This window comes from Sinomicrobium halophytocola (assembly GCF_052983395.1).
The window spans coordinates 1-20,953 of the sequence record NZ_JBRKIT010000005.1 but is presented as its reverse complement, the minus strand read 5'-3'; the positions used below and the strand labels follow the sequence as shown (position 1 = coordinate 20,953).

The following is a 20,953-nucleotide window of genomic DNA, read 5'->3' as shown; positions in this document are numbered from 1 at the left end:
GTGGGTCATACTGGACTCGAACCAATGACTTCCACCCTGTCGAGGTGACACTCCAAACCAACTGAGTTAATGACCCTAAAAAGAGCTCCTGAATTTCCGGAACTTTTGTAAAGTCCGGGATATTTTAAATCCCGGACGAAATATACTAAAATATAATATACTGACTGCCGCAGGTAACGGTCATATTACTGCTTAACTTCACTGGCCTGATAAATATCTTCTTCAGCTTTATATATTCTGAATTGTACGTCATATTCTTCCGGAACATAGATGACAACAGGTAACTTTCCATTGTACCTCACCATTTCGGGCTGGGCTGAGATAAATTGATTAATAGTTTTCTCATCAAGACATGCCATTTGCGTTGATACGACATTCCCGTCGGTCTTGAAAACATAGTAATTATACCCCCAACCTTGTAAGTCCTTTTTTTCTAAGGTACCCTGAAGACCGTGTTTGTTACACGTATCCGTCTCCATCCATTTTCCGACGGTAAATTCTATTTTCTTGTTGGTGTCCATATCGGAATAAGGAACTTCAATCACCATTTGCTTAAACCCTTTTTCAGGTTCGGGGTAAATGGATAAATCGGTTTTTGTTATGGATGATTGGGCCATGGCTATGGAGCTTAAGCACAAAAGTGCAACTAAAAATAAACCGGTTCGTTTCAATACTATTGCTTTCATGATAACTGAGTTTTTGCAGACCGTACCAAAACCTATACCAAAATAGAAGATTCCTTCGTTTGTTTTTCGGAAATTGTTCTCGATCCTAGTACTGGGAAAGATAATTACTCTGTATGAAAAGTAGTTATTTTATGAGGAATATTCAGGAAAAAGTTTAAATGAACTCAATAGGTAATAACAGTAGTGGAGACAAATACAATAGGAAATCTAATCCTTATTTAAGTCTTGTATAATGGTTTGAATTTGCTTCTTTAACACAGGAATGTCATTTACAGCAGTTTCCCATATAGTATCCAGTTGAAGTCCAAAATACTCATGGGTCATAAAATTTCTCATGCCTTTCATTTCATTCCAAGCTATTTCAGGGTATTGCTCTTTTAAGTCATCTGAAATATGATTAGAAGCCTCGCCTATGATTTCAAAATTTCTAATTACCGAATCCTGTTCTATCCACTTTTTCTCAAAATTCTCATAGGTTTTGAGTATATCAACCAGTTCTTCAATCTTCTTAATACACTCTTCTATATGTCCCAGCCTGAATAAATTTTTGTCAACTTCCATAAATGATTTTTAAGTCATTTAGAATATAAGGTTTTAGCTTGGGATGGACATATTTTTCAGACACTAAATCCACTTTTTTATTCAACTTGTCCTGCAATTCCTGTTGAAGACGGATTAACTTAAACAGTCCAATAGTGTCCTTGAAATGATATAATATATCTATATCACTATCTTCAGATTCTTCATTTCTTGCCGTAGAACCGAATATCCCAATTTTTGTGGGACTAAATGGCTTCATGGCATTAATAATAATATCTATCTGATTTTGTGTAAGCATAATTCAAATTTAAGAAATTTTTTATGATTTAGTAGTTGTAATGCCTCCCTTAAAAAAGACAAGGCACAAAAAAAAGAGCACCAATTCCGTGGTGCTCTCCTTTGAATTATCTGTATATGTGGGTCATACTGGACTCGAACCAGCGACTTCCACCCTGTCAAGGTGACACTCTAAACCAACTGAGTTAATGACCCAAAAAAAGCCAAACACTTTCGTATTTGGCTTGTTGTAGCGGGAACTGGACTCGAACCAGTGACCTTCGGGTTATGAGCCCGACGAGCTACCTACTGCTCTATCCCGCGATGTTTGCGGTGGCAAAGATACGATGTTTTTATGATCTGCCAAATAATTATGGCATATTTTCAATGTGTTATTTTAAAGGATTTATGGAGTGTTGGAAATTAGGCTGTTAAATGAGCGGGAAAGTGAAAATTAACCGGAAACTTACCCACGCGGGCCGCGGAATTGGTTTTTTCAATAAAAATCACCTATTTTGTGCTGATCTACTGCCTGTATGGACATTAGTGTTACGCTCATCGCTGGAGAGGCCGGTTTATTAGTTTCAATTGAGGGGCTAAAACTCTGCCGCCGATAGTCCCGATAGTTCGGGATCGGGGATTATTTCAGCACTTTGGTGGTGCGGAAATTATGGTCTGGTTATTAGGTTAATGAGTTTATATATATTGCCTTACTAACTGAATAACTCAATAACCAGTAACTAAAGAGCAATTTCCCCGCCGGACGGGCAGGATTATTTATTAAGACCTGTGCACCTTTCAGTGCAGGGTGGTTTAGTATTGAGTTTTTATATTTTATCTACCTCTATGGACAACTATGGCTTCCTCTCTGTTTTACCTCCGGTATTGGCAATTATCCTTGCGCTGAGAACAAAGCAGGTTTACCTGGCCTTGCTTTTCGGTATCTGGTTTTCGTGGCTGATCATGAATGACTGGAATGTGTTGAACGGAACACTGGCAACCATAGAAGGTCTCGTAGACGTGTTCAAATCCCCCGGAAATACCAGGACCATCATGTTCAGTGCCCTGGTCGGGGCATTATTGTTATTTATCCAGTATTCCCGCGGTGTGGAAGGATTTATTCTTCAGCTGAACAAACTCATTATCTATTTTGAAAAAAAACAAAAAGGGTACAGCAGGGTTATAGTACAATTACTGGCCGTGCTCACCGGGCTTTTACTTTTTGTAGAGACCAATATCAGCTCGTTGACCGTAGGTACGTTGTACCGCCCGGTTTTTGATGAACTTAAAATCCCGAGAGAAAAGTTAGCTTACATTGCGGATTCCACCTCGGCGCCATCATCCATTCTCATTCCGTTTAATGCCTGGGGGGCGTTTGTGATGGGACTTTTAGTGACCCAGGGGATTGAAGCCCCGTTCTCACTGATGCTCTCTTCTATCGCTTATAACTTTTACCCTCTGCTCGCCATAGCTATTGTGCTGGTGGTCGTTCTGGCAAAAAAGGATATAGGTCCTATGGCAAAGGCGGAGCAAAGGACCAGGGAAACGGGGAAGCTGATGAACGACAATGCCAAGCCTATGCTTTCGGATGAAGTCACGTCGTTCGAAACCAAAGAGGGAGTCAGGCCCCGGGCTTTTAATATGATCGTCCCCCTGGCCGTTATGGTCATCATGATGCCGGTAAACCTGGCATATACCGGTTGGGGGAACGTGGAAGGCGCTGATTCGTTTTCAGAACACCTTTTCCGGTCTATCGGGCAGGGATCCGGTTCTTCCGCCGTATTGTATGCTGTCCTAGCTTCAATATTAACGGCGATGATCATGTACAGGGCCCAGGGTATTATGAAGACAAAAGAAATGATCGATATCACCTTAAAGGGGATTAGCGAACTCATGCCATTGGCGCTGCTGATGTTGTTTGCCTTTGCTATCGGAGAGGCCTGTAACCAGTTGGGGACCGGTGAGTTTGTAGCCGATTTTTCCAGGGATTGGCTCTCCCCGGAATTCCTGCCGGCTATTATTTTCCTTATAAGTGCATTTATCGCTTTTTCTACCGGGACCTCATGGGGTACCTTTGCCATTATGATGGCCATTGCCGTACCTATGGCCGAAATCCATCAGTCTGAACTAACGCTGGTAGTAGCCGCAACCCTGGGCGGAGGGGTTTTCGGAGATCACTGTTCGCCTATTTCCGATACTTCCATTATATCGTCTATGGCCTCCGGGAGTGATCATATAGACCACGTAAACACCCAGTTACCTTACGCCCTTATCGGTGGAATATTAACTGCATTGCTCTACCTGATATTTGGGATGCTCTCCGTTTAAACATTTCATTCCGTATTATTTTATTACAAAAAATACAAGAAAAAAGCAACATTCGGTATTCACATTCTGTTAAAATTTTGTTTGTTATATAAAATTGTTATCGAACACATTTGTTTTTTAATAAAAAATTTATTTCTTCGTAAAGAAATTAATCCGGAATTACATTAACAAACTATAACACTGACTGAAATGAGTTCAAGAAGGGATTTTATCAAAAAAACTGCTATAGCTGGAGCCGGGATTTCCGTAATGCCGAATATGTCTTTCGGAAACATATACGGTACGGCGGATAGTAAACTGAGGCTCGCATTTATAGGAGTGGGGTTAAGGGGAACCAACCACCTGAATAACGCCCTGCAGCGAAAAGACCTTGAAATAACCGCTATTTGCGATGTGGATCCGGAAAGGATCAAAATCGCTTTGAAAAAGATAGACGAGGCCGGCTTTAAGAAACCTGAAGTATTCGGGGATTCCGATTATGACTATCGTAATCTTCTGGAATTAAAAGAGGTGGATGCCGTGGTCATTGCCACACCCTGGCTCTGGCATACAAGAATGGCGGTAGATGCCATGAAAGCCGGGAAATATACAGGCCTGGAAGTCTCTGCGGCCAATACGCTGGAAGAGTGCTGGGACCTGGTAAACACCCACGAAGAAACAGGATCGCACCTGATGATCCTGGAGAACGTAAACTATCGGAGAGATATCCTGGCCGTGCTCAATATGGTAAAACAAAATGTTTTCGGCGAACTGGTACATTTCCGTTGTGGTTATCAGCACGACCTGCGTGAAGTGAAATTCAACAACGGAAAACAACCATACGGAGGCGGCGTGGAATTCGGGGATAATGCCATTTCCGAAGCCCAATGGCGAACCTGGCATTCCGTGTTGCGTAACGGGGACACCTATCCTACGCACGGCGCAGGTCCCATAGCCGTAATGTGCGATATTAACAGGGGAAACCGTTTTCTGTCCCTGACTTCCAATGCGACCAAAGCGATCGGACTTCACAATTACGTGGTAAAGCACGGAGGAGAAGATCATCCCAATGCCAAAGTAAAGTTCAAGCAGGGAGATGTTATTACCACCACTATAGAAACCGCCAAAGGAGAAACCATAATCGTTACGCACGATTGCAATCTTCCGCGACCTTATTCCCTCGGATTCCGGGTACAGGGGGCAAACGGACTGTGGGAAAATGACGGGGACCGCATATATATAGAAGGAAAATCCGAACCGCACCGTTGGGATGCCGACAAGGAATGGCTTAAAAAATACGACCACCCGCTCTGGCAGAAATACGGCGAACATGCCACCGGTGCAGGCCACGGAGGGATGGACTTCTTCGTTCTCAATGCCTTCGTCGAATCTGCCAAACAAAATATAGCGCCGCCTTTGGACGCTTATGATGCCGCGGCATGGAGTGCGATCACCCCGCTTTCCGAAGCATCCATAGAAAACAACGGAGAACCCCAGGATTTTCCGGACTTTACCAGGGGACTCTGGGTAAGACGGCAGCCTTATAACTGGATAAAGGATACCTATTGATCTTATAACAGCTTTTAGCCGGGAAACAGCCGGGTTAAAAGTTGTTTACTTTTTAAACTACTAACTCAAACTCAAACTTTATGAAGAATGTATGGATCATTTTAGCTTTCTTCTTTTCCGCCTTTTTGTGTGTACGTGCACAGAATGGGCAGACGGTAAAAGGAGTAGTAACTGACGATGCAGATGTCCCTATTATGGGGGCCAGTGTTGTTGTTGAAGGAACTTCCGTCGGAACTTCCACGAACATGGACGGGGAATACACGATCACCGTACCGGACGGGGGCGCTGCCCTCGAAATCTCTTACCTGGGGATGATTCCGCAGGTTGTTGCCATAAACGGGCAGACGATTATAAATGCGCAGCTGAAGGAAGACGTTTCCCAACTGGAAGAGGTCGTTGTAGTGGCTTATGGTACACAAAAGAAGTCAGATGTAACGGCGTCGGTGCAAAGTGTAAGTTCCGAAGAACTGACGGACATTACCTCGCCCGATGTATCCACCATGTTACAGGGTAAAGCTTCCGGTGTACAGGTCATGCAGGGGTCCGGACAGCCGGGATCACTTCCGGCAATTCGTATCCGGGGCATAGCTGCTATCAACGGGAACGTAAGCCCGCTTTGGGTAGTTGACGGGGTTATCATGCACGGCACCCCCAACCTCAACCCTAACGAAATAGAGTCCGTTTCGGTACTGAAAGACGCTTCTGCAACCTCACTTTATGGTTCAAGGGGGGCCAACGGGGTGGTAGTTGTAACCACCAAACAGGGGAAAGCGGGTAAAAGCCAGCTTACCCTTTCCTCCAAAACCGGTTTTTCCTTTTTTAACCAGGGAAATTTTGAAGTGATGAACGGGAACCAGTTATACGATTATTTCGGTAAATTTACCAATCCCGGCAGCATACCCGACTGGTTTTCCGAAGATGTCCTTCAAAATAACTATAACTGGATAGACAACAGCACCAAAACCGGTACGGTACAGGACCACACGCTGACCTTTACTTCCGGAACGGAGAAATCCAAAACATTTATTTCACTGGGGTTTTACGACGAGACCGGTACGGTAAAGGATTACGAGTTCGACCGGCTGAGTTTTCGTCTGAATCACGATTATAAAGTGAATGACAGGCTCACCCTGAAACCCAAATTCGCCGTAAACTACAATACCCGCGAAAACAGGCAGCATTCCCTGTACCAGATGTATCTCAACCTTCCCTGGGATTCTCCTTATAATGCCGATGGCAGCCTTATTAATCCGAGGGATTTTTCCGGGACCTGGTACGGAAGGGACCAGAGTAACTACCTCTATGACCTGCAGTGGAACTACAGTAAAGGAACCGAATTTAACCTATATTCCAATTTTGATATCGAATTTGAAATACTGCCCAACCTGAAGTTTATATCTACCAACAGTTATACGCTTTACAGGAATGACAGTAAATCCTATACCGATCCGCAATCCACCTCCGGGCAGGCTGTTAATGGAGAGCTGTACCAGTTCGATTCCAAAAGAATTACCAGGTTCACCAACCAGATGCTGCGGTATTCCAACACATTCGGCGATCACAATATTAATGCGCTCGTGGCCTACGAATACAATGATTATGTATATGAAAGTATAGCAGCTGTAGGTCAGGGACTAATTTCGGGTAATGAAGTGTTGGATAATACCGTTACTCCCATTAATCCTTATGACTCCGATAGAAAATCTTCTAAAAAGGAATATGCTTTACAATCCATTTTATTTAACGCCAATTACGGCTACGCAGACCGCTATCTTGCCCAGGTATCCCTTCGCAGGGATGGGGCATCCAACTTCGGGCTGGATAATCAATACGGAACATTCTACTCTTTTAGCGCAGGCTGGAACATCCACAACGAGGATTTTTTCAACTCGAAAACAGTCGACCAGTTAAAGTTAAGAGCAAGTTACGGGGCACTGGGAAACCGGCCGGATAACCTGTATCCGCAGTTCGAGCTTTATTCCGTGGATAATCCCTATGACGGAAGGCCCGCCGCAGCCCTTAAGCAATTGCGTAATGACGACCTTGCCTGGGAAAAATCCTACCAGACCAACATCGGTATAGATACCAGGTTCTTCAATAAACTGAACCTTTCCCTGGAATACTACAACAAGAATACTTCCGATCTGCTCTACTTCGTAAACCTTCCCGCATCTTCGGGGTATGACGGCTATTGGGAAAATATAGGAGGCGTTAAAAACATCGGGTATGAAGCTTCGGCCTCTTTTGATGCTTTTACGACCGATACATTTTCCTGGAGCCTTGGCTTTAATATCGGGACCAACAAAAATGAAATTACGGAATTGTTCGAAAACCAGGATATTATAAATAACGATACCAAGATTTTCCGTAAAGGAGAAGATGTCAATACCTGGTATATGCGCAAGTGGCTCGGGGTCGATACCCAAACCGGCGATCCCCTATGGGAAGTGGTGGACCCGCAGACCGGCGAAAAATCACAGACTTCCGATTACAACACCGCGACCAGGCAGAAAGTAGGAACAGCTTCGCCTGATTTTTACGGCGGGTTCAACACCAGGCTTGGCTATAAAGGAATTTCCCTATCCGCCAATTTTGTGTTCAGCAAAGGAGGGAAAATATATAACTCCAGCCGGGAATTGTACGATGCGGACGGGGCATACCCTACCTATAACCAGCAGGCCCTGGCCGATGGCTGGAACAGGTGGGAAGAACCGGGGGATAATGCCACACACCCGAGATTGATATACGGGGGTAATAACCTGTCCAACAAGATCTCGTCCAGGTACCTGGAAGATGGCAGTTACCTGCGGTTGCGAAATATAAGGCTGGGCTATACCATCCCGGAAACCTGGTTGAGCTCCGTAGGCATTACCAATGCCGAGTTGTACCTGTCCGGGGACAACCTGCTGACATTTACCGATTTTTCCGGTATGGACCCGGAAGTAGGAGTAGATTCTGATAACCCGATACAAGGTGTAGGTTACTACAGTATGTTATACCCGGTATCCCAACGATTGACATTGGGAATTAACCTTTCATTTTAACTCAACTAAAGATAAAAGACCAATGAAACGCATTATATATACCATCTTTACAGCGGTCACTTTAGTCGCTTGTAATGTAGACCGGTTTCCTCACGAGGATATCCGGGAAGAAGAACTTTTTGAGAACGAAGGCGCCATAGAGGCGGTAACTTTGGGTAACTATTCCATATTGAAGGGAGATGCGGACGGATACGGCTTTGCCCCGCAATTGCACCGCTACAGCGAGTATCCCGGGGATAATATTTCCCTGAGCGGAACCACTACCGATCCCTTGTTCTATGCTTACAACTATCGGAATATAATAAACAGTTACCGCTCCAACGACCTGTGGTCTTCCGGCTTCAGAGCCGTGGTTGGCTGCAATAAGGTAATATCGCTTATAGAAGAAGGCGAGTCCCCCGAGTCGGATCAGCTTATCGGGGAGAATTACTTCCTCCGGGCCTATGTTTTTTTCGAAATGGTAAACATTTACGGAAGGCCCTATTCCCAGGGAACATCCAATCCCGGGGTACCGCTTAAACTAACGGCCGATGTCAACGACCTTCCGGACAGGAGCACGGTAGGAGAAGTATACGAACAGGTAGTTTCCGATCTGCTGAAGGCCGAATCCCTGATGAATATAGAAAAGACCAATGCATACGCCACTAAAGAGGCGGCGCAGGCATTACTGTCCAGGGTATATCTCTACATGGAAGAAAATGAAAAAGCCATAGAATATGCCGATAAGGTAATCAATTCCGGGCGTTTCCAACTTCTTCCACAATCGGAAACGGGAAGGTATTTTGCTAAAGTACCCGAAGAGAATACGGAGACCATTTTCTGTTTGCGATACCATAAAGAATCCGATTACAGTAACGGATGGTACACGGTAGGATCGTTGTATGCCAGCATACAAAATGTCGGCTGGGGCGAAATGTACGCTTCCGCTTCATACCTGGACCTTATTAACCGGCATCCCGAAGATGTCAGAAAAGAATTTATAGAGCCCCAGTACCTGGAGGATGAAGACGGCAATCCTATACCTGCGGTTTACTGGACAGATTCGGATTATAAATACCAGTTCCGGCAGACTTTTGAGCAGAACGGAAAAACCTATTTTAAAGAAGGGGAAACCGATGTGGAAGTACAGGAGGAAGTCGACGGAACCAATTCCCGGTACTATTTTATGAATGGCGGTAACAAAGTATATGTTGTCAAGGATTATGATATGGAAAAACGAAACGGTTATCCCAAGTTTTACATTCTCAAAGCATCCATGCAGGAAAATATCCCCCAGTTGTGGTCGCCCGTAGTATCCCGCCTGGCCGAAATGTACCTGAACAAAGCGGAGGCCTATGCCAAAATGGGTAACGGAGGTGAAGCCATCGCTAATGTGGATATCCTCAGGGAAAGGGCCGGAATACCAGTCTATGAAAATGCTTCGGATCTCCCCGCAGGTCAGGATGTCCTGGATGTAGTACTGGACGAACGCCGGCTGGAGTTTGCCTTTGAAGGGCACCGTAAATTTGATGTTTTTCGTAACAACCGGGTACTGGACAGGCGTTATCCGGGAACCCACCTTAACGGTAACAATCCCTATTACGAAGTGCAACCCACGGATAACCGTGTTATAGAATATATCCCCGAAAACCAGATCAATGCACAACCGTCATTGATACAGAACGATTAACCAAAAACCACTTAAGTTATGAAGCATTTTATGAAAAAATTTTATGTGTTGCTAACAACAGGACTCCTTGTTTCCTGTGTAAACGGAAGCATTATACCGGGAGATCCGGACCAGGATCCCGAACTGGAATTTTCCATCCGTGTTCCCCCCGGGGGGAACAGCTGGGTGGTGAACAACCCGGAAGCCAACGGAGACATCATATTTGATTCCGGCATACACAACTGGACCAATACGGACCATGTTATACGTACCTGGTTTAAAGTAAGCAGGGCGGGAGAAGTCCATGTAGGTCTGAATGCCAAGGCTCCGACCGGGGTATCGGTAGTGAAAGTTACCCTGGGAGAAGAAACCAGGGAAATAACCCTGGAGAATACCGATTATGAGGATGTCCCCGTGGGTGTATTCGAAGTAGAAGCTCCCGGGTATTACTATGTGGAGTTGCAGGGCAAGGAAAAATCGTCTGCTTACATAGCCGATGTCAATGAAGTACTCCTGGGCGGAAGCGCCACCGAAGAAGAGGTGTATTATGTAAAGGACGATTTTTACTGGGGCAGGAGAGGCCCTTCGGTACACCTGGGTTATGAAGTTCCCACTACGGAGGATATCCTTTGGTTTTACAACGAGATCACCGTACCGGAAGGAGAAGATGTTCTGGGCTCTTACTTTATGGCTAACGGGTTCGGCCAGGGGTATTTCGGTATCCAGGTAAACTCGGAGTCGGAACGCAGGATATTGTTTTCCGTGTGGAGTCCCTACGAAACCGACGACCCCTCCAGTATTCCGGATGATTATAAGATCATATTGCTGGATAAAGGAGAAGATGTACATGCAGGTGAATTCGGGAACGAAGGTTCGGGCGGACAGAGCTATAAGAAGTTTATGTGGGAAGCCGGAACAACATACGGGTTTTTGCTGAAAGGAGAACCGTCAGAAAACAATTCCACCGATTTTAGCGCCTGGTTCTATGCTCCCGAGACCGGCGACTGGCAACTTATTGCCAGCTTCAGAAGGCCGCATACCAATACCTACCTGACCAGGCCGCATTCTTTCCTGGAAAATTTCCGGACCGAAACCGGCTTTAAAAGCCGTAAGGGCCTTTACACCAATCAATGGGTAAGGGACACCGCCGGGGAATGGCACGAACTCACTAAAGCTAAATTCACCGCGGATGCCACAGCCCGGAAAGAAGCCCGTATGGATTATGCCGGGGGCGTGGAAGGAACAGGCTTTTTTATGAAAAATTGTGGTTTTTTCAGAGAAAACACACCAATAGACAGCTATCACACCAGGGAAGCTACGGGAGTCCCCCCTTCCGTAGACCTGTCCGGACTGGAATAAAACAGCCAGGGAAGATAATAGCACTTTAGTTTTTGTTTTTAGTTATTTTGATTTGGCAAAAGGCCGTCCTGTAAATGCAGGGCGGCTTTTTTTTCAATGGAGAGAAAAGGTTTTTTATTAGCCACGGATACACGGATGTTTTTTATTGCCCCGAAACGGGGCAATGCTATTTAGTTAGCGTTATAGTAGCCTGTAAAAAATATGTATTCTAAATTTATTAAAAGAACAAAGCAAAGGCTCCTCCCTTCAGATGAAGGCGCCGTGCTGAGCCAAGTCGAAGTAGAGGTACCCGAGCGCAGCGAAGGGGGGAGGGTTTTGAAAGCCCAAACCATAGGGATAACCTAAACATTCAGGCAAACACGTGAAGGTTTGCGCCTGTCAAAACTCCCCGTCCCGCAAAGCAGTCCGCTCCTCTTCTCCCGATCCCGATAATTATCGGGATCACCGGGATGAAAAGGGGAGCCCTAATAAGGCGATGAGATGTGAATAAATCTATTTTAACTAAATGACATTACTCTTTACAAATAAACTAATTCCGATGCTGTCACATATTAAAAAAGGGGATAACATTCCTGCTATCCCTTATAATTCCGGTTTTTGTATCCTGATTACGCCCAGTCCAGTTCGGAAAAATGTTTTTCCAGGTATATCTTTACATCCACAATATCGTCCTTGGCCGTCAGGTCCGGAACATGTTCCGCAAAGGGAATGCCAATTGCAGATCCGGGAAAATCGTCAACCATGTTCAGCAATGCGGTAGGAAGCTCCTTTTCGTTCCTTTCCGGGTGGATCGGGCAGTTTTCCAGGTAAGGGTAAAATGCGTTTCCGTCAAATTTAAAGGCATTCATACTTACCCGTATCTTACCGTTTTCATCCGCGTATTTCGGAATGTCGTCTACAGCCGGTTTTTCCACAATATTGAGCAACGCGTTGTCATTGTCCATATGGACAACGGCAAAACGGGATACCCTTTCGTGGGGGAATTCCAGGGCGTCGCGGTCATAAGCGATAAAGGCATTAGGGGCATCGGCTTTGCGCAGTTCGAGCAGGGCGTCGGCGGAATAGAGGTTGTCGCTGTTGCATACGGAATAGGCCTGCTTGTTCAGTTCCGGGTATTGTTCTACTGCCTGGAAAAGGGCATCTGCCGTCCCGAGGGGTTTCTCCCTTCCTTCGGGGATATATTGTACCGCAAAAGAGATATTCAGACCGTGAAAATCATTGTCTTTGGTGTTACTGCCATAAAATTCCTTGAACAACCCGCCTTTTTCACTGATTACGATATAAATATTTTTGTACCCGGCTTTCCGGGCATTGTAGAGAACATAATCCAGCAGCGGTCTTCCGTTGGGACCTACTCCTATGAGTCCCTTGCTCCGTTCGTTGGCCTGGTTGATCTCTTCTTCCGTAAGTGATGCGGACTGTGTCGGTTTTTTCATTCGGGAAGAAGCTCCTCCCGCTAAAATAATCAGGTTGTCGTGCATGTCTCTGGTTGTGTTTTATTGTTAGGTTTGGTTGTTAAGTTAATGGGTTAATAGGTTATTGAGTTAATAAGTTAATTGGGTGTTGACTAAATAACTTCTTAGTACATGACAAAAATTGAATTTTGATAATCCCTCTCCCGAAAGTCCCGATAATTATCGGGATCGGGAGGGGTTAAACTGATTTTCCGATCAAATTGTGCAAAACCGATTTTTGTCATGTACTAAAAATAAACCAATAAATCTATCAATTCCATTATCTCTTCCCAATTTTCAGTTACAATTTGTCATTTGTTATATCACGTGGTTCCCTGTTTTCGCTTCCCGGTCTACGGATACGGAGTTTATGGGTGTTGACTAAATAACCTATTAACCCATTAACTGAATAACCCAATAACCACACTTACCGTCCCTTCCCGGTCACGATTTGTTATTCGTTTTTACAACGGGGTTCACTATCCTCGCCCCCTGGTCTACGACTACTTCATAAGCGTCTCTTGCCCCGGCATCTCTGAGCGCCCGGATAACTTCCTGCTGGTTTTCCGGGGCAATGACCACAATACTGCCCCCGCCCCCCGAGCCTACTATTTTGGCCCCGTAAGCGCCGGCCTGTAGCGCTGCTTCCACCATCGCATCTATCCGCGGTACGGTAATGTGCAGCAGGTCGCGTAAAATATTGTGGTGCTCGTTCATCAGGCTTCCCAGGTGTTTCATATCAGGATCTTCTCCCTTCAGGATTTCCAGGGCCTGCCGGGTACAGGAGTGGTTTCTCACGGCCGCTTCAAAGAAGGGGTGGAGCTCCTCAGGAAGCATGTCCAGGTATTGTGGGATGTCTTCCGGAACGGTGTCCTCCAGCACAAAATTTTCGCGCCTGTTCTTTATATGGGCTACAGCCTCCAGAGCCTTATTCTTCAGCCTGCTCAGTGTTCCTATGGTTTCTTTGGGTATACCGGATTCCGCTACAATCAGCCCGTCCAGGGAGTCGCCTATGACCTGGCAGGAAAAATCGTTTCCGGTGTCTATATAAACAATATTTCCGACACCTATGCTGTACTGGTCCATCTTCCCCCCGGGTTCGCCATGCTCCAGTACTTCCGCTTCATAGGCGATCTGCGAAAGCAGGGCAGGGGTTATCTCCTGTGTGGTGCCAAACGTAGTGGCCAGGAAATTCACCCAGGCAACCACCACAGCGGTCGAACTGGATATCCCTGCGTTCATCGGTACTTCACCTTTGATCTCTATGTCATACCCCGTATCCGGCCAGCAACCGTAGCGGTGCAACACTTTGAGGGAAGATACCAGGTAATCCCGGTAAGTAAGTTCATCCGCAGAAACATCCAGGGCCATACTCCTTTGGTCGTTGAGGTCCGGCAACAGCAGGTTGAATTGTTTTTTATCGTTCTCCTTAGCTTTAAGCGTTACAAATCGGTTGATAGCACAAGCAATTACAGGAAGTCCGAGATAGTCCTGGTGGTCTCCGAAAAGACACACCCGGCCGGGGGCTATAGAAAGTATTTCTTCTGTTTTTTTTAAATAGGTCATGTAATTCACGTTATCTCATCGGAACTAAAGCGCTGTCTGTGCCTGTTTAGAGCATGTTTAAACATACTCTAATACGCCCCGATATGGCTAAAATATAAAATCCCTTTTTAGGGAATTACAAATATACAAATTGTGTGTTCGAACACAAATGTATAAAAAGAATTAATTATTTTTATATATTTGAATGTTAAATAAAAGCAATGCTTAGGAAAAAGTACACCATCGCGGATATAGCCTTTATGGCCGGGGTTTCTAAAGGTACTGTGGATAGGGTTATCCACAAGAGAGGCAAGGTATCCAAAAAGGCTCATGAAAAGATCACCAAGATACTGAAAGATATTGATTATCAGCCTAATCTCATCGCCAGGAACCTTAAAAAGAACAAGACGTACAGGCTTTTGGTATTGATACCGGACCCGGAAAAGGACGCTTATTGGGCTCCTTGTGTTGAGGGAATAAATACGGCGGCTGTCGAATTCCAGGCTTTTGGGGTAATGATCGAAACCTTTCTATTCGATCCCTCCGGCACAAAGAGTTTTGTATCCAAAAGTAAAGAAGTGTTGAAAAACAAGCCCGACGGCGTGGTATTTGTTCCCCTGTTCTATAAGGAGGCACTCACTTTTGTAGCGAGCTGTAAAAAAAACAGTATTGCCCTGGCTACGTTCAACAGTTACCTCAGTGCTGATGATGCCAGGAGTTTTATAGGTCAGGACCTGCACCAGAGCGGAAGGGTGGCCGGAAAACTGATGCACACATTGCTGGCAGGTAAAAAACAGGCGGCCGTGATGCATATGGATGAAGCCTATAAAAATGCCATCCACATGCAGGAAAAGGAAAAAGGGTTCCGCGATTATTTCGAAGGTCTTAGGCAGGGGCATGAAATAGTTACGCACAAAGTACCGCATAAAGACATAAAGAACGTACAGAAGTCCATTAAGGATTTTCTGAAAAACAACCCGGAAATAGCAGGGATATTCGTCACCACTTCCAAGGCATACCTTCTAGCCGAAGCACTTCTGCAAATACAGCAGCCACCCATACCTGTTGTGGGCTATGACCTTATAGATAAGAATATCGAATGCCTCAGTTTCGGCAGTATTGATTTTTTAATACATCAAAACCCGAAACAACAGGCCTACCTCGGGGTCAGTTACCTGGCCGAATATTTTGCCTTTGACAAGAAAATACCGGATAATAAACTCTTACCTATAGATATTGTAACCTCCGAAAATTTTATGCATTACCTGGAGTAGGGAGGTCTGGATAAAATTACATGAATCCGTTGTGCATTTTAAGGTATTTTTTCTTTTTTTGACCGCTCCCGATATAGGTGGCAGGACTAGGATTTTATCCTTTGAACGGATCTTTTAACTCGGGATGCACAGCAGGTTACATCACTTTTTAACTTCCTGTTGTTTGTTTTCTTTTAAATGATCTCTGTATAGGGGTAGGATTAAAAAGCAGGTAAATTATAACGTTGTTTTTTAGTAAAACAATAATTATTCATTAAATCTTACATACCAGGTAGGTTAATACGTGTTTTTTTAGTACTATCGCATCGCATAATGAGAGTATTAAATAATACTAAGAGATGTTAAAAGCCTTTTTTCACTAAATATTTTCTCGTAGTATAATTTACTCTTACAAATACCGTTGTAGGAACTGGACATTTTTAATTGTTTTTGTAATTAGAGAATGCTATTTTTGGAAGGTTTCATAAGATTTTGATTATAAACTTTATAGGGTATTCCTGTTGAATTAAGGAGTAACGGGTATAAGCGTAGCAGGCAGAAGGTATACCATGGTGATCAGAAAACGGGTTTTCCGAGAATAAACCGTAAAAATTGAATAGAGAATAAGTTAATTACCGGAGAGAAGATTTATGGGGAATAGTTCGCAGAAAAGGCACATAGTAAAAGCAATTACATGGCGGGTTATCGGTACAATAGATACTATGTTGCTTTCCTGGATTATTTCCGGGAATCCCATGGCAGGTCTTAAAATAGGACTTACGGAAGTGGTTACCAAAATGGTCCTTTATTATTTTCACGAAAGAGTTTGGTTTAAGGTAAACATGCCGGACAGCAGGAAACGGCACTTGTTAAAAACGGTGAGTTGGCGGGTTGTAGGCACTATAGATACCATGATTTTGGCATGGATCATTACCGGTAACCCTACAACGGGGATGCAAATCGGACTGGCGGAAGTAGTTACCAAAATGCTGTTATACTATTTTCACGAACGGGCCTGGTACAAAATAGATTATGGTTTAAATAAAAGGAGACGGTTAAAAAGATGGAAAAAAATGTTGTAAAACATCATTATAAGGTTTCAAAAAAGGAGAGAAACACGAGTAACGGGCACAATTCCTTTCTGATATGGTTTACAGGGCTGTCAGGTTCCGGCAAATCTACCATAGCCAATGCCGTGGAGCAAAGGCTTCATGACGGGGGGGTAAAGACCTATGTCCTTGATGGAGATAATATAAGGCGGGGAATTAACAGTGACCTTTCTTTTAGCCCGGAAGACCGCTCGGAAAATATCAGGAGGATTGCCGAAATAGCCAATTTAATGGTAGATGCAGGGCTTGTGGTACTGGCTGCTTTCGTATCTCCCTATAAAAAAGATAGAGAATTTATTGCAAACACCGTAAAACCCAGTAATTTTGTAGAGATTTACGTGAGCACGAGCCTGGAGGAATGTGAGCGCCGGGATGTCAAGGGGTTATATAAAAAGGCGAGGGAAGGTGAAATAGGTAATATGACCGGAGTTTCAGCCCCTTACGAAGCACCGGAAAATCCGGATGTGGAGATCCGTACAGAATTAGAGTCGATTCCCGAAGCTGTGGAAAAAGTATTGAATGCAATTAAAATTAAATTAGAAAGCTAAGTATAGATCATGAGTAAGTATTATTTGAATTACCTGGATGAGCTCGAGTCGGAGGCTATATACGTGTTGCGGGAAGTATGGGCACAGTTTCAAAACCCCGTAATTCTTTTTTCCGGAGGAAAGGATTCTATTGTGGTGACCCATTTGGCCCGTAAAGCGTTTTTTCCGGCTAAAATACCTTTTGCCCTGATGCATGTGGATACCGGGCACAATTTCCCGGAAACTATTCAATTCCGTGATGATCTCATAAACGAACTCGGGGCAAGGCTCATCGTAGGTTCGGTACAGGAATCCATAGATAACGGACGTGTAGCGGAAGAAAGAGGAAAGAATGCTACGCGGAATGCCCTTCAGATCACTACTTTGCTGGACGCTATAGAAGGAAACAAGGTAGACTGTGCTATAGGAGGAGGGCGCCGGGACGAAGAAAAAGCCAGGGCCAAAGAACGTTTCTTTTCGCACCGGGACGATTTCGGACAGTGGGACCCTAAAAACCAGCGTCCGGAGTTGTGGAATATATTCAACGGTAAACATTTCGAAGGAGAACACTTCCGGGCATTCCCCATAAGCAACTGGACGGAAATGGACGTGTGGAACTACATAAATAGAGAGAATATCCGGATCCCTTCCCTGTATTTTGCACATGAAAGGGAAGTTGTATGGCGCAATAATTCCTGGATACCTAATTCCGAGTTCCTGAAACTGGAAGAACACGAAGAAGTAATGATGAAAAAAATACGTTTCCGTACACTGGGAGATATCACCATTACAGGGGGTATAGAATCCGAAGCGGATACCGTAGAAAAAATTGCCGAAGAAGTTTCGGCTATGAGGCAGACAGAGCGCGGTAACCGTTCCGATGACAAGCGTTCGGAAACTGCGATGGAAGACAGGAAACGCCAGGGATATTTCTAACATACTAAGGATTAAAGAAAGAAAATATGCAACTAGATAATAGTCAATTATTGCGATTTACTACGGCCGGTAGTGTGGATGACGGAAAAAGTACGCTCATAGGCCGTTTGTTATACGATTCCAAATCCATATTCGAAGACCAGCTGGAAGCCGTGGAAGCGACCAGTAAGAAAAAAGGACATATAGGCGTGGACCTCGCTTTGTTCACCGACGGCCTTCGGGACGAGAGAGAACAGGGGATCACTATAGATGTAGCGTACCGCTATTTCACCACCCCGAAAAGAAAATTTATCATTGCCGATACGCCCGGGCACATTCAGTATACCCGGAATATGGTTACCGGGGCCTCTACGGCCAATGCGGCCATTATCCTGGTGGATGCACGTCACGGGGTGATCGAGCAGACCAAACGACATGCATTTATCGCATCTCTTCTCCAGATACCGCATATCATAGTATGTGTGAATAAAATGGACCTGGTAGACTATTCGGAAGAAGTGTTTAACGATATCGTAAGCCAGTTCGAGGAATTCTCTTCCAAGCTGCTGGTAAAAGACATTCGTTTCCGGCCTATCAGTGCCTTGCTCGGGGATAATGTGGTAAACCGTTCGGAGAATATGGCCTGGTATGAAGGAGCGACACTGTTACATACTTTGGAAACCATGCACATAAGCAGTGACATTAATAAGGTAGATGCCCGTTTCCCGGTGCAAACCGTATTGCGTCCCCAAAATGAAGAATATAGAGATTATCGTGGTTATGCCGGCAGGATGGCTAGCGGCGTACTTCGTCCGGGAGATGAAGTAACCGTTTTACCATCGGGCTTTACTTCAAAAGTCAAAAGCTTAGATACCCTTAACGGTTCTTTGGAAGAAGCTTACGCACCAATGTCCGTTTCCGTGACGCTGGAAGATGATATCGATATCAGCAGGGGAGATATGATCGTACGTTCCAATAACAAACCCGAGTCTTCCCAGGATGTTGAAGTGATGCTCTGCTGGCTGAACAATAGTCCGGCTAAGCCCAGGGCAAAGTACTCGGTGAGGCATACCACCAATGATCAGAAAGCGATGATTAAAGAGATTCTGTATAAGATAGATATCAATACGCTGGACCGCAGTCCGAACGGAGATGAGCTGAAAATGAATGATATTTGCAAAGTAAAACTTCGTACTACCAAACCATTACTGTTTGATTCCTACAGAGATAACCGTACTACCGGAAGCTTGATCCTTATCGATGAAGATACCAATGAAACTGTAGCAGCAGGAATGATCCTGTAAATATTTTTTTGATATATGGAACTCAACAAGCTTTTGGAAGTTGCCGTTAAGGCCAGCCTCAGTGCAGGAGAAAAAATAATGCAGATATATGAGACCGGAGATTTCGGAATAGATTATAAATCTGATGATTCCCCGTTAACTAAGGCGGATATTGCTTCGCATAACGAAATCATGCGTTTTCTTCGGGAAACCGGGATCCCGGTACTTTCAGAAGAAGGAAAGGAGCTCCCGTATGAAGAGAGAAAACGCTGGGAATCTCTTTGGATCGTGGACCCGATAGACGGGACAAAAGAATTTATTAAAAAGAACGGGGAGTTTACGGTAAACATTGCCCTGGTAAGAGAACAATCACCCGTACTCGGGGTGATTTATGTACCGGCTTTAAACGAACTCTACTTTTCTACAGTGGAGATCGGGGCCTACAAGTGTACGGATATTGAAGGCTATGATACCCTGGAAGGCTGGAAGTCAGTTTCTGCTAAACTGCCTGTAGAGCACAATGGCAGGATATATACCGTGGTGGCCAGCAGGTCTCACCTGTCCGCGGAAACCAAAGGTTTTATCGATTCGTTAAAAGAAAAATACGGCGAGGTAGAAACCATTTCCAAAGGTAGTTCCCTCAAACTTTGTATGGTGGCCGAAGGAGAAGCCGATTGTTACCCGCGTTTTGCCCCTACGATGGAGTGGGACACCGCAGCCGGACAGGCCATCTGCGAACATGCCGGTTTTAAGGTTATAGATTACACCACAAAAGAAACAATGAAATACAACAGGGAAAACCTGCTGAATAACTGGTTTCTTGTACAGTAAATAAATGTATAGTCTTTAGTATATGACAAAATTTAATTTTGTCATATACCAAAAGCTGTTTTCTATGGAAAACGGCTTTCTTTTATGGAATGTTTGTTATGTTGTAAATTTTAGCCACGGGTACACGGATCCCTCAATTGGAGATTGCTTTAGTCCTTGGAAAGTGATGCTTCGGATGAACAGTTAATAAGTGGATTGAGTTAATGGGTTATTGAGTTACTCGGTTATTTAGGCAGAATAATGTTATAAAAGGTATACAAGAAGGCTCCTCCCTCCTCCTTCGGTGGACAGGATTCAGATGAAGGCGATGTGCTGATCCCGATATTCGGGACAGTCGAAACAGAGGAACCTTTTGCTTTTCCTTAATAACCTATATCTCCATATATAGCCAGAACAGAGGTGGCTGAGTGCCCCGGCTCCGCCGTGCCGCCCCTGTCGAATTATAGTTTTTTTGCTTATTCCCAATAACCTAATCTCTATATATAGCCAGAACAGAGGTGGCTGAGTGCCCTGGCTCCGCCGTGCTGCCCCTGTCGAATTATAGTTTTTTTGCTTATTCCCAATAACCTAATCTCTATATATAGCCAGAACAGAGGTGGCTGAGTGC

The 20,953-nt window shown here is 44.6% G+C and carries 16 protein-coding genes and 3 tRNA genes; 11 read left to right on the top strand and 8 right to left on the bottom strand.

The annotated features are described in order from the left end of the window. Nucleotide 1 precedes the first annotated feature (1 nt). From ACVBDY_RS01195 to ACVBDY_RS01170, 6 genes are all read right to left on the bottom strand, one after another. A tRNA-Val gene (locus tag ACVBDY_RS01195) sits at nt 2-76 on the bottom strand. 109 nt (nt 77-185) lie between these two features. Further along, complete coding sequence (locus tag ACVBDY_RS01190; RefSeq protein ID WP_447173646.1) at nt 186-686, bottom strand: ecotin; 501 nt, start codon at nt 684-686, stop codon at nt 186-188. A 207-nt stretch (nt 687-893) separates the two neighbouring features. Further along, a complete protein-coding gene (locus ACVBDY_RS01185) occupies nt 894-1,247 on the bottom strand; it encodes a HepT-like ribonuclease domain-containing protein (RefSeq protein ID WP_447173645.1) in 354 nt (117 codons plus the stop codon). Beyond that, entirely contained in the window at nt 1,237-1,524 is a 288-nt protein-coding gene (locus ACVBDY_RS01180; RefSeq protein WP_447173644.1) for a nucleotidyltransferase family protein, read from the bottom strand. Before ACVBDY_RS01180 ends, ACVBDY_RS01185 begins: the two co-directional genes overlap by 11 nt. 119 nt (nt 1,525-1,643) lie before the next feature. Then, nucleotides 1,644-1,718 (bottom strand) — tRNA-Val (locus ACVBDY_RS01175). Between the two features lie 35 nt (nt 1,719-1,753). Beyond that, nucleotides 1,754-1,826 (bottom strand) — tRNA-Met (locus ACVBDY_RS01170). Nucleotides 1,827-2,348: 522 nt separating this feature from the next. Between ACVBDY_RS01170 and ACVBDY_RS01165 the strand changes: the two genes are divergently transcribed. The 5 genes from ACVBDY_RS01165 (at nt 2,349) to ACVBDY_RS01145 (ending at nt 11,429) form a co-directional block, all read left to right on the top strand. Then, complete coding sequence (locus ACVBDY_RS01165) at nt 2,349-3,830, top strand: Na+/H+ antiporter NhaC family protein (RefSeq protein WP_447173643.1); 1,482 nt, start codon at nt 2,349-2,351, stop codon at nt 3,828-3,830. 189 nt (nt 3,831-4,019) lie between these two features. Next, a complete protein-coding gene (locus tag ACVBDY_RS01160; protein WP_447173642.1) occupies nt 4,020-5,378 on the top strand; it encodes a Gfo/Idh/MocA family protein in 1,359 nt (452 codons plus the stop codon). 80 nt (nt 5,379-5,458) lie between these two features. Beyond that, complete coding sequence (locus tag ACVBDY_RS01155; RefSeq protein ID WP_447173641.1) at nt 5,459-8,422, top strand: SusC/RagA family TonB-linked outer membrane protein; 2,964 nt, start codon at nt 5,459-5,461, stop codon at nt 8,420-8,422. 22 nt (nt 8,423-8,444) lie between these two features. Beyond that, on the top strand, nt 8,445-10,091 hold the full coding sequence (locus ACVBDY_RS01150; RefSeq protein WP_447173640.1) for a RagB/SusD family nutrient uptake outer membrane protein: 1,647 nt from the start codon (nt 8,445-8,447) through the stop codon (nt 10,089-10,091). Nucleotides 10,092-10,109: 18 nt separating this feature from the next. Next, nucleotides 10,110-11,429, top strand: coding sequence for a DUF3472 domain-containing protein (locus tag ACVBDY_RS01145; protein ID WP_447173639.1), 1,320 nt, complete (start codon nt 10,110-10,112; stop codon nt 11,427-11,429). A gap of 608 nt (nt 11,430-12,037) precedes the next feature. On the opposite strand, the gene ACVBDY_RS01140 is transcribed toward ACVBDY_RS01145, so the two are convergent. Both ACVBDY_RS01140 and ACVBDY_RS01135 read right to left on the bottom strand, forming a co-directional pair. Continuing rightward, nucleotides 12,038-12,910 (bottom strand): sugar phosphate nucleotidyltransferase, encoded by an 873-nt coding sequence (locus ACVBDY_RS01140; protein WP_447173638.1) that lies wholly within the window; start codon nt 12,908-12,910, stop codon nt 12,038-12,040. Nucleotides 12,911-13,327: 417 nt separating this feature from the next. Then, nucleotides 13,328-14,449 (bottom strand): mevalonate kinase family protein, encoded by a 1,122-nt coding sequence (locus tag ACVBDY_RS01135; RefSeq protein WP_447173637.1) that lies wholly within the window; start codon nt 14,447-14,449, stop codon nt 13,328-13,330. 200 nt (nt 14,450-14,649) lie between these two features. Between ACVBDY_RS01135 and ACVBDY_RS01130 the strand changes: the two genes are divergently transcribed. From ACVBDY_RS01130 to cysQ, 6 genes are all read left to right on the top strand, one after another. Beyond that, nucleotides 14,650-15,702, top strand: coding sequence for a LacI family DNA-binding transcriptional regulator (locus tag ACVBDY_RS01130; RefSeq protein ID WP_447173636.1), 1,053 nt, complete (start codon nt 14,650-14,652; stop codon nt 15,700-15,702). Nucleotides 15,703-16,331: 629 nt separating this feature from the next. Beyond that, nucleotides 16,332-16,763, top strand: coding sequence for a DUF2061 domain-containing protein (locus ACVBDY_RS01125; RefSeq protein WP_447173635.1), 432 nt, complete (start codon nt 16,332-16,334; stop codon nt 16,761-16,763). Continuing rightward, nucleotides 16,745-17,338 (top strand): adenylyl-sulfate kinase, encoded by a 594-nt coding sequence (gene cysC, locus ACVBDY_RS01120; RefSeq protein WP_447173634.1) that lies wholly within the window; start codon nt 16,745-16,747, stop codon nt 17,336-17,338. The genes ACVBDY_RS01125 and cysC overlap by 19 nt, the downstream gene beginning before the upstream one ends. Before the next feature lie 9 nt (nt 17,339-17,347). Next, a complete protein-coding gene (gene cysD, locus ACVBDY_RS01115; protein ID WP_447173633.1) occupies nt 17,348-18,253 on the top strand; it encodes a sulfate adenylyltransferase subunit CysD in 906 nt (301 codons plus the stop codon). Nucleotides 18,254-18,279: 26 nt separating this feature from the next. Next, nucleotides 18,280-19,536, top strand: coding sequence for a sulfate adenylyltransferase subunit CysN (gene cysN, locus ACVBDY_RS01110; protein WP_447173632.1), 1,257 nt, complete (start codon nt 18,280-18,282; stop codon nt 19,534-19,536). A gap of 15 nt (nt 19,537-19,551) precedes the next feature. Beyond that, entirely contained in the window at nt 19,552-20,346 is a 795-nt protein-coding gene (gene cysQ / locus ACVBDY_RS01105; protein WP_447173631.1) for a 3'(2'),5'-bisphosphate nucleotidase CysQ, read from the top strand. Nucleotides 20,347-20,953: the final 607 nt, after the last annotated feature.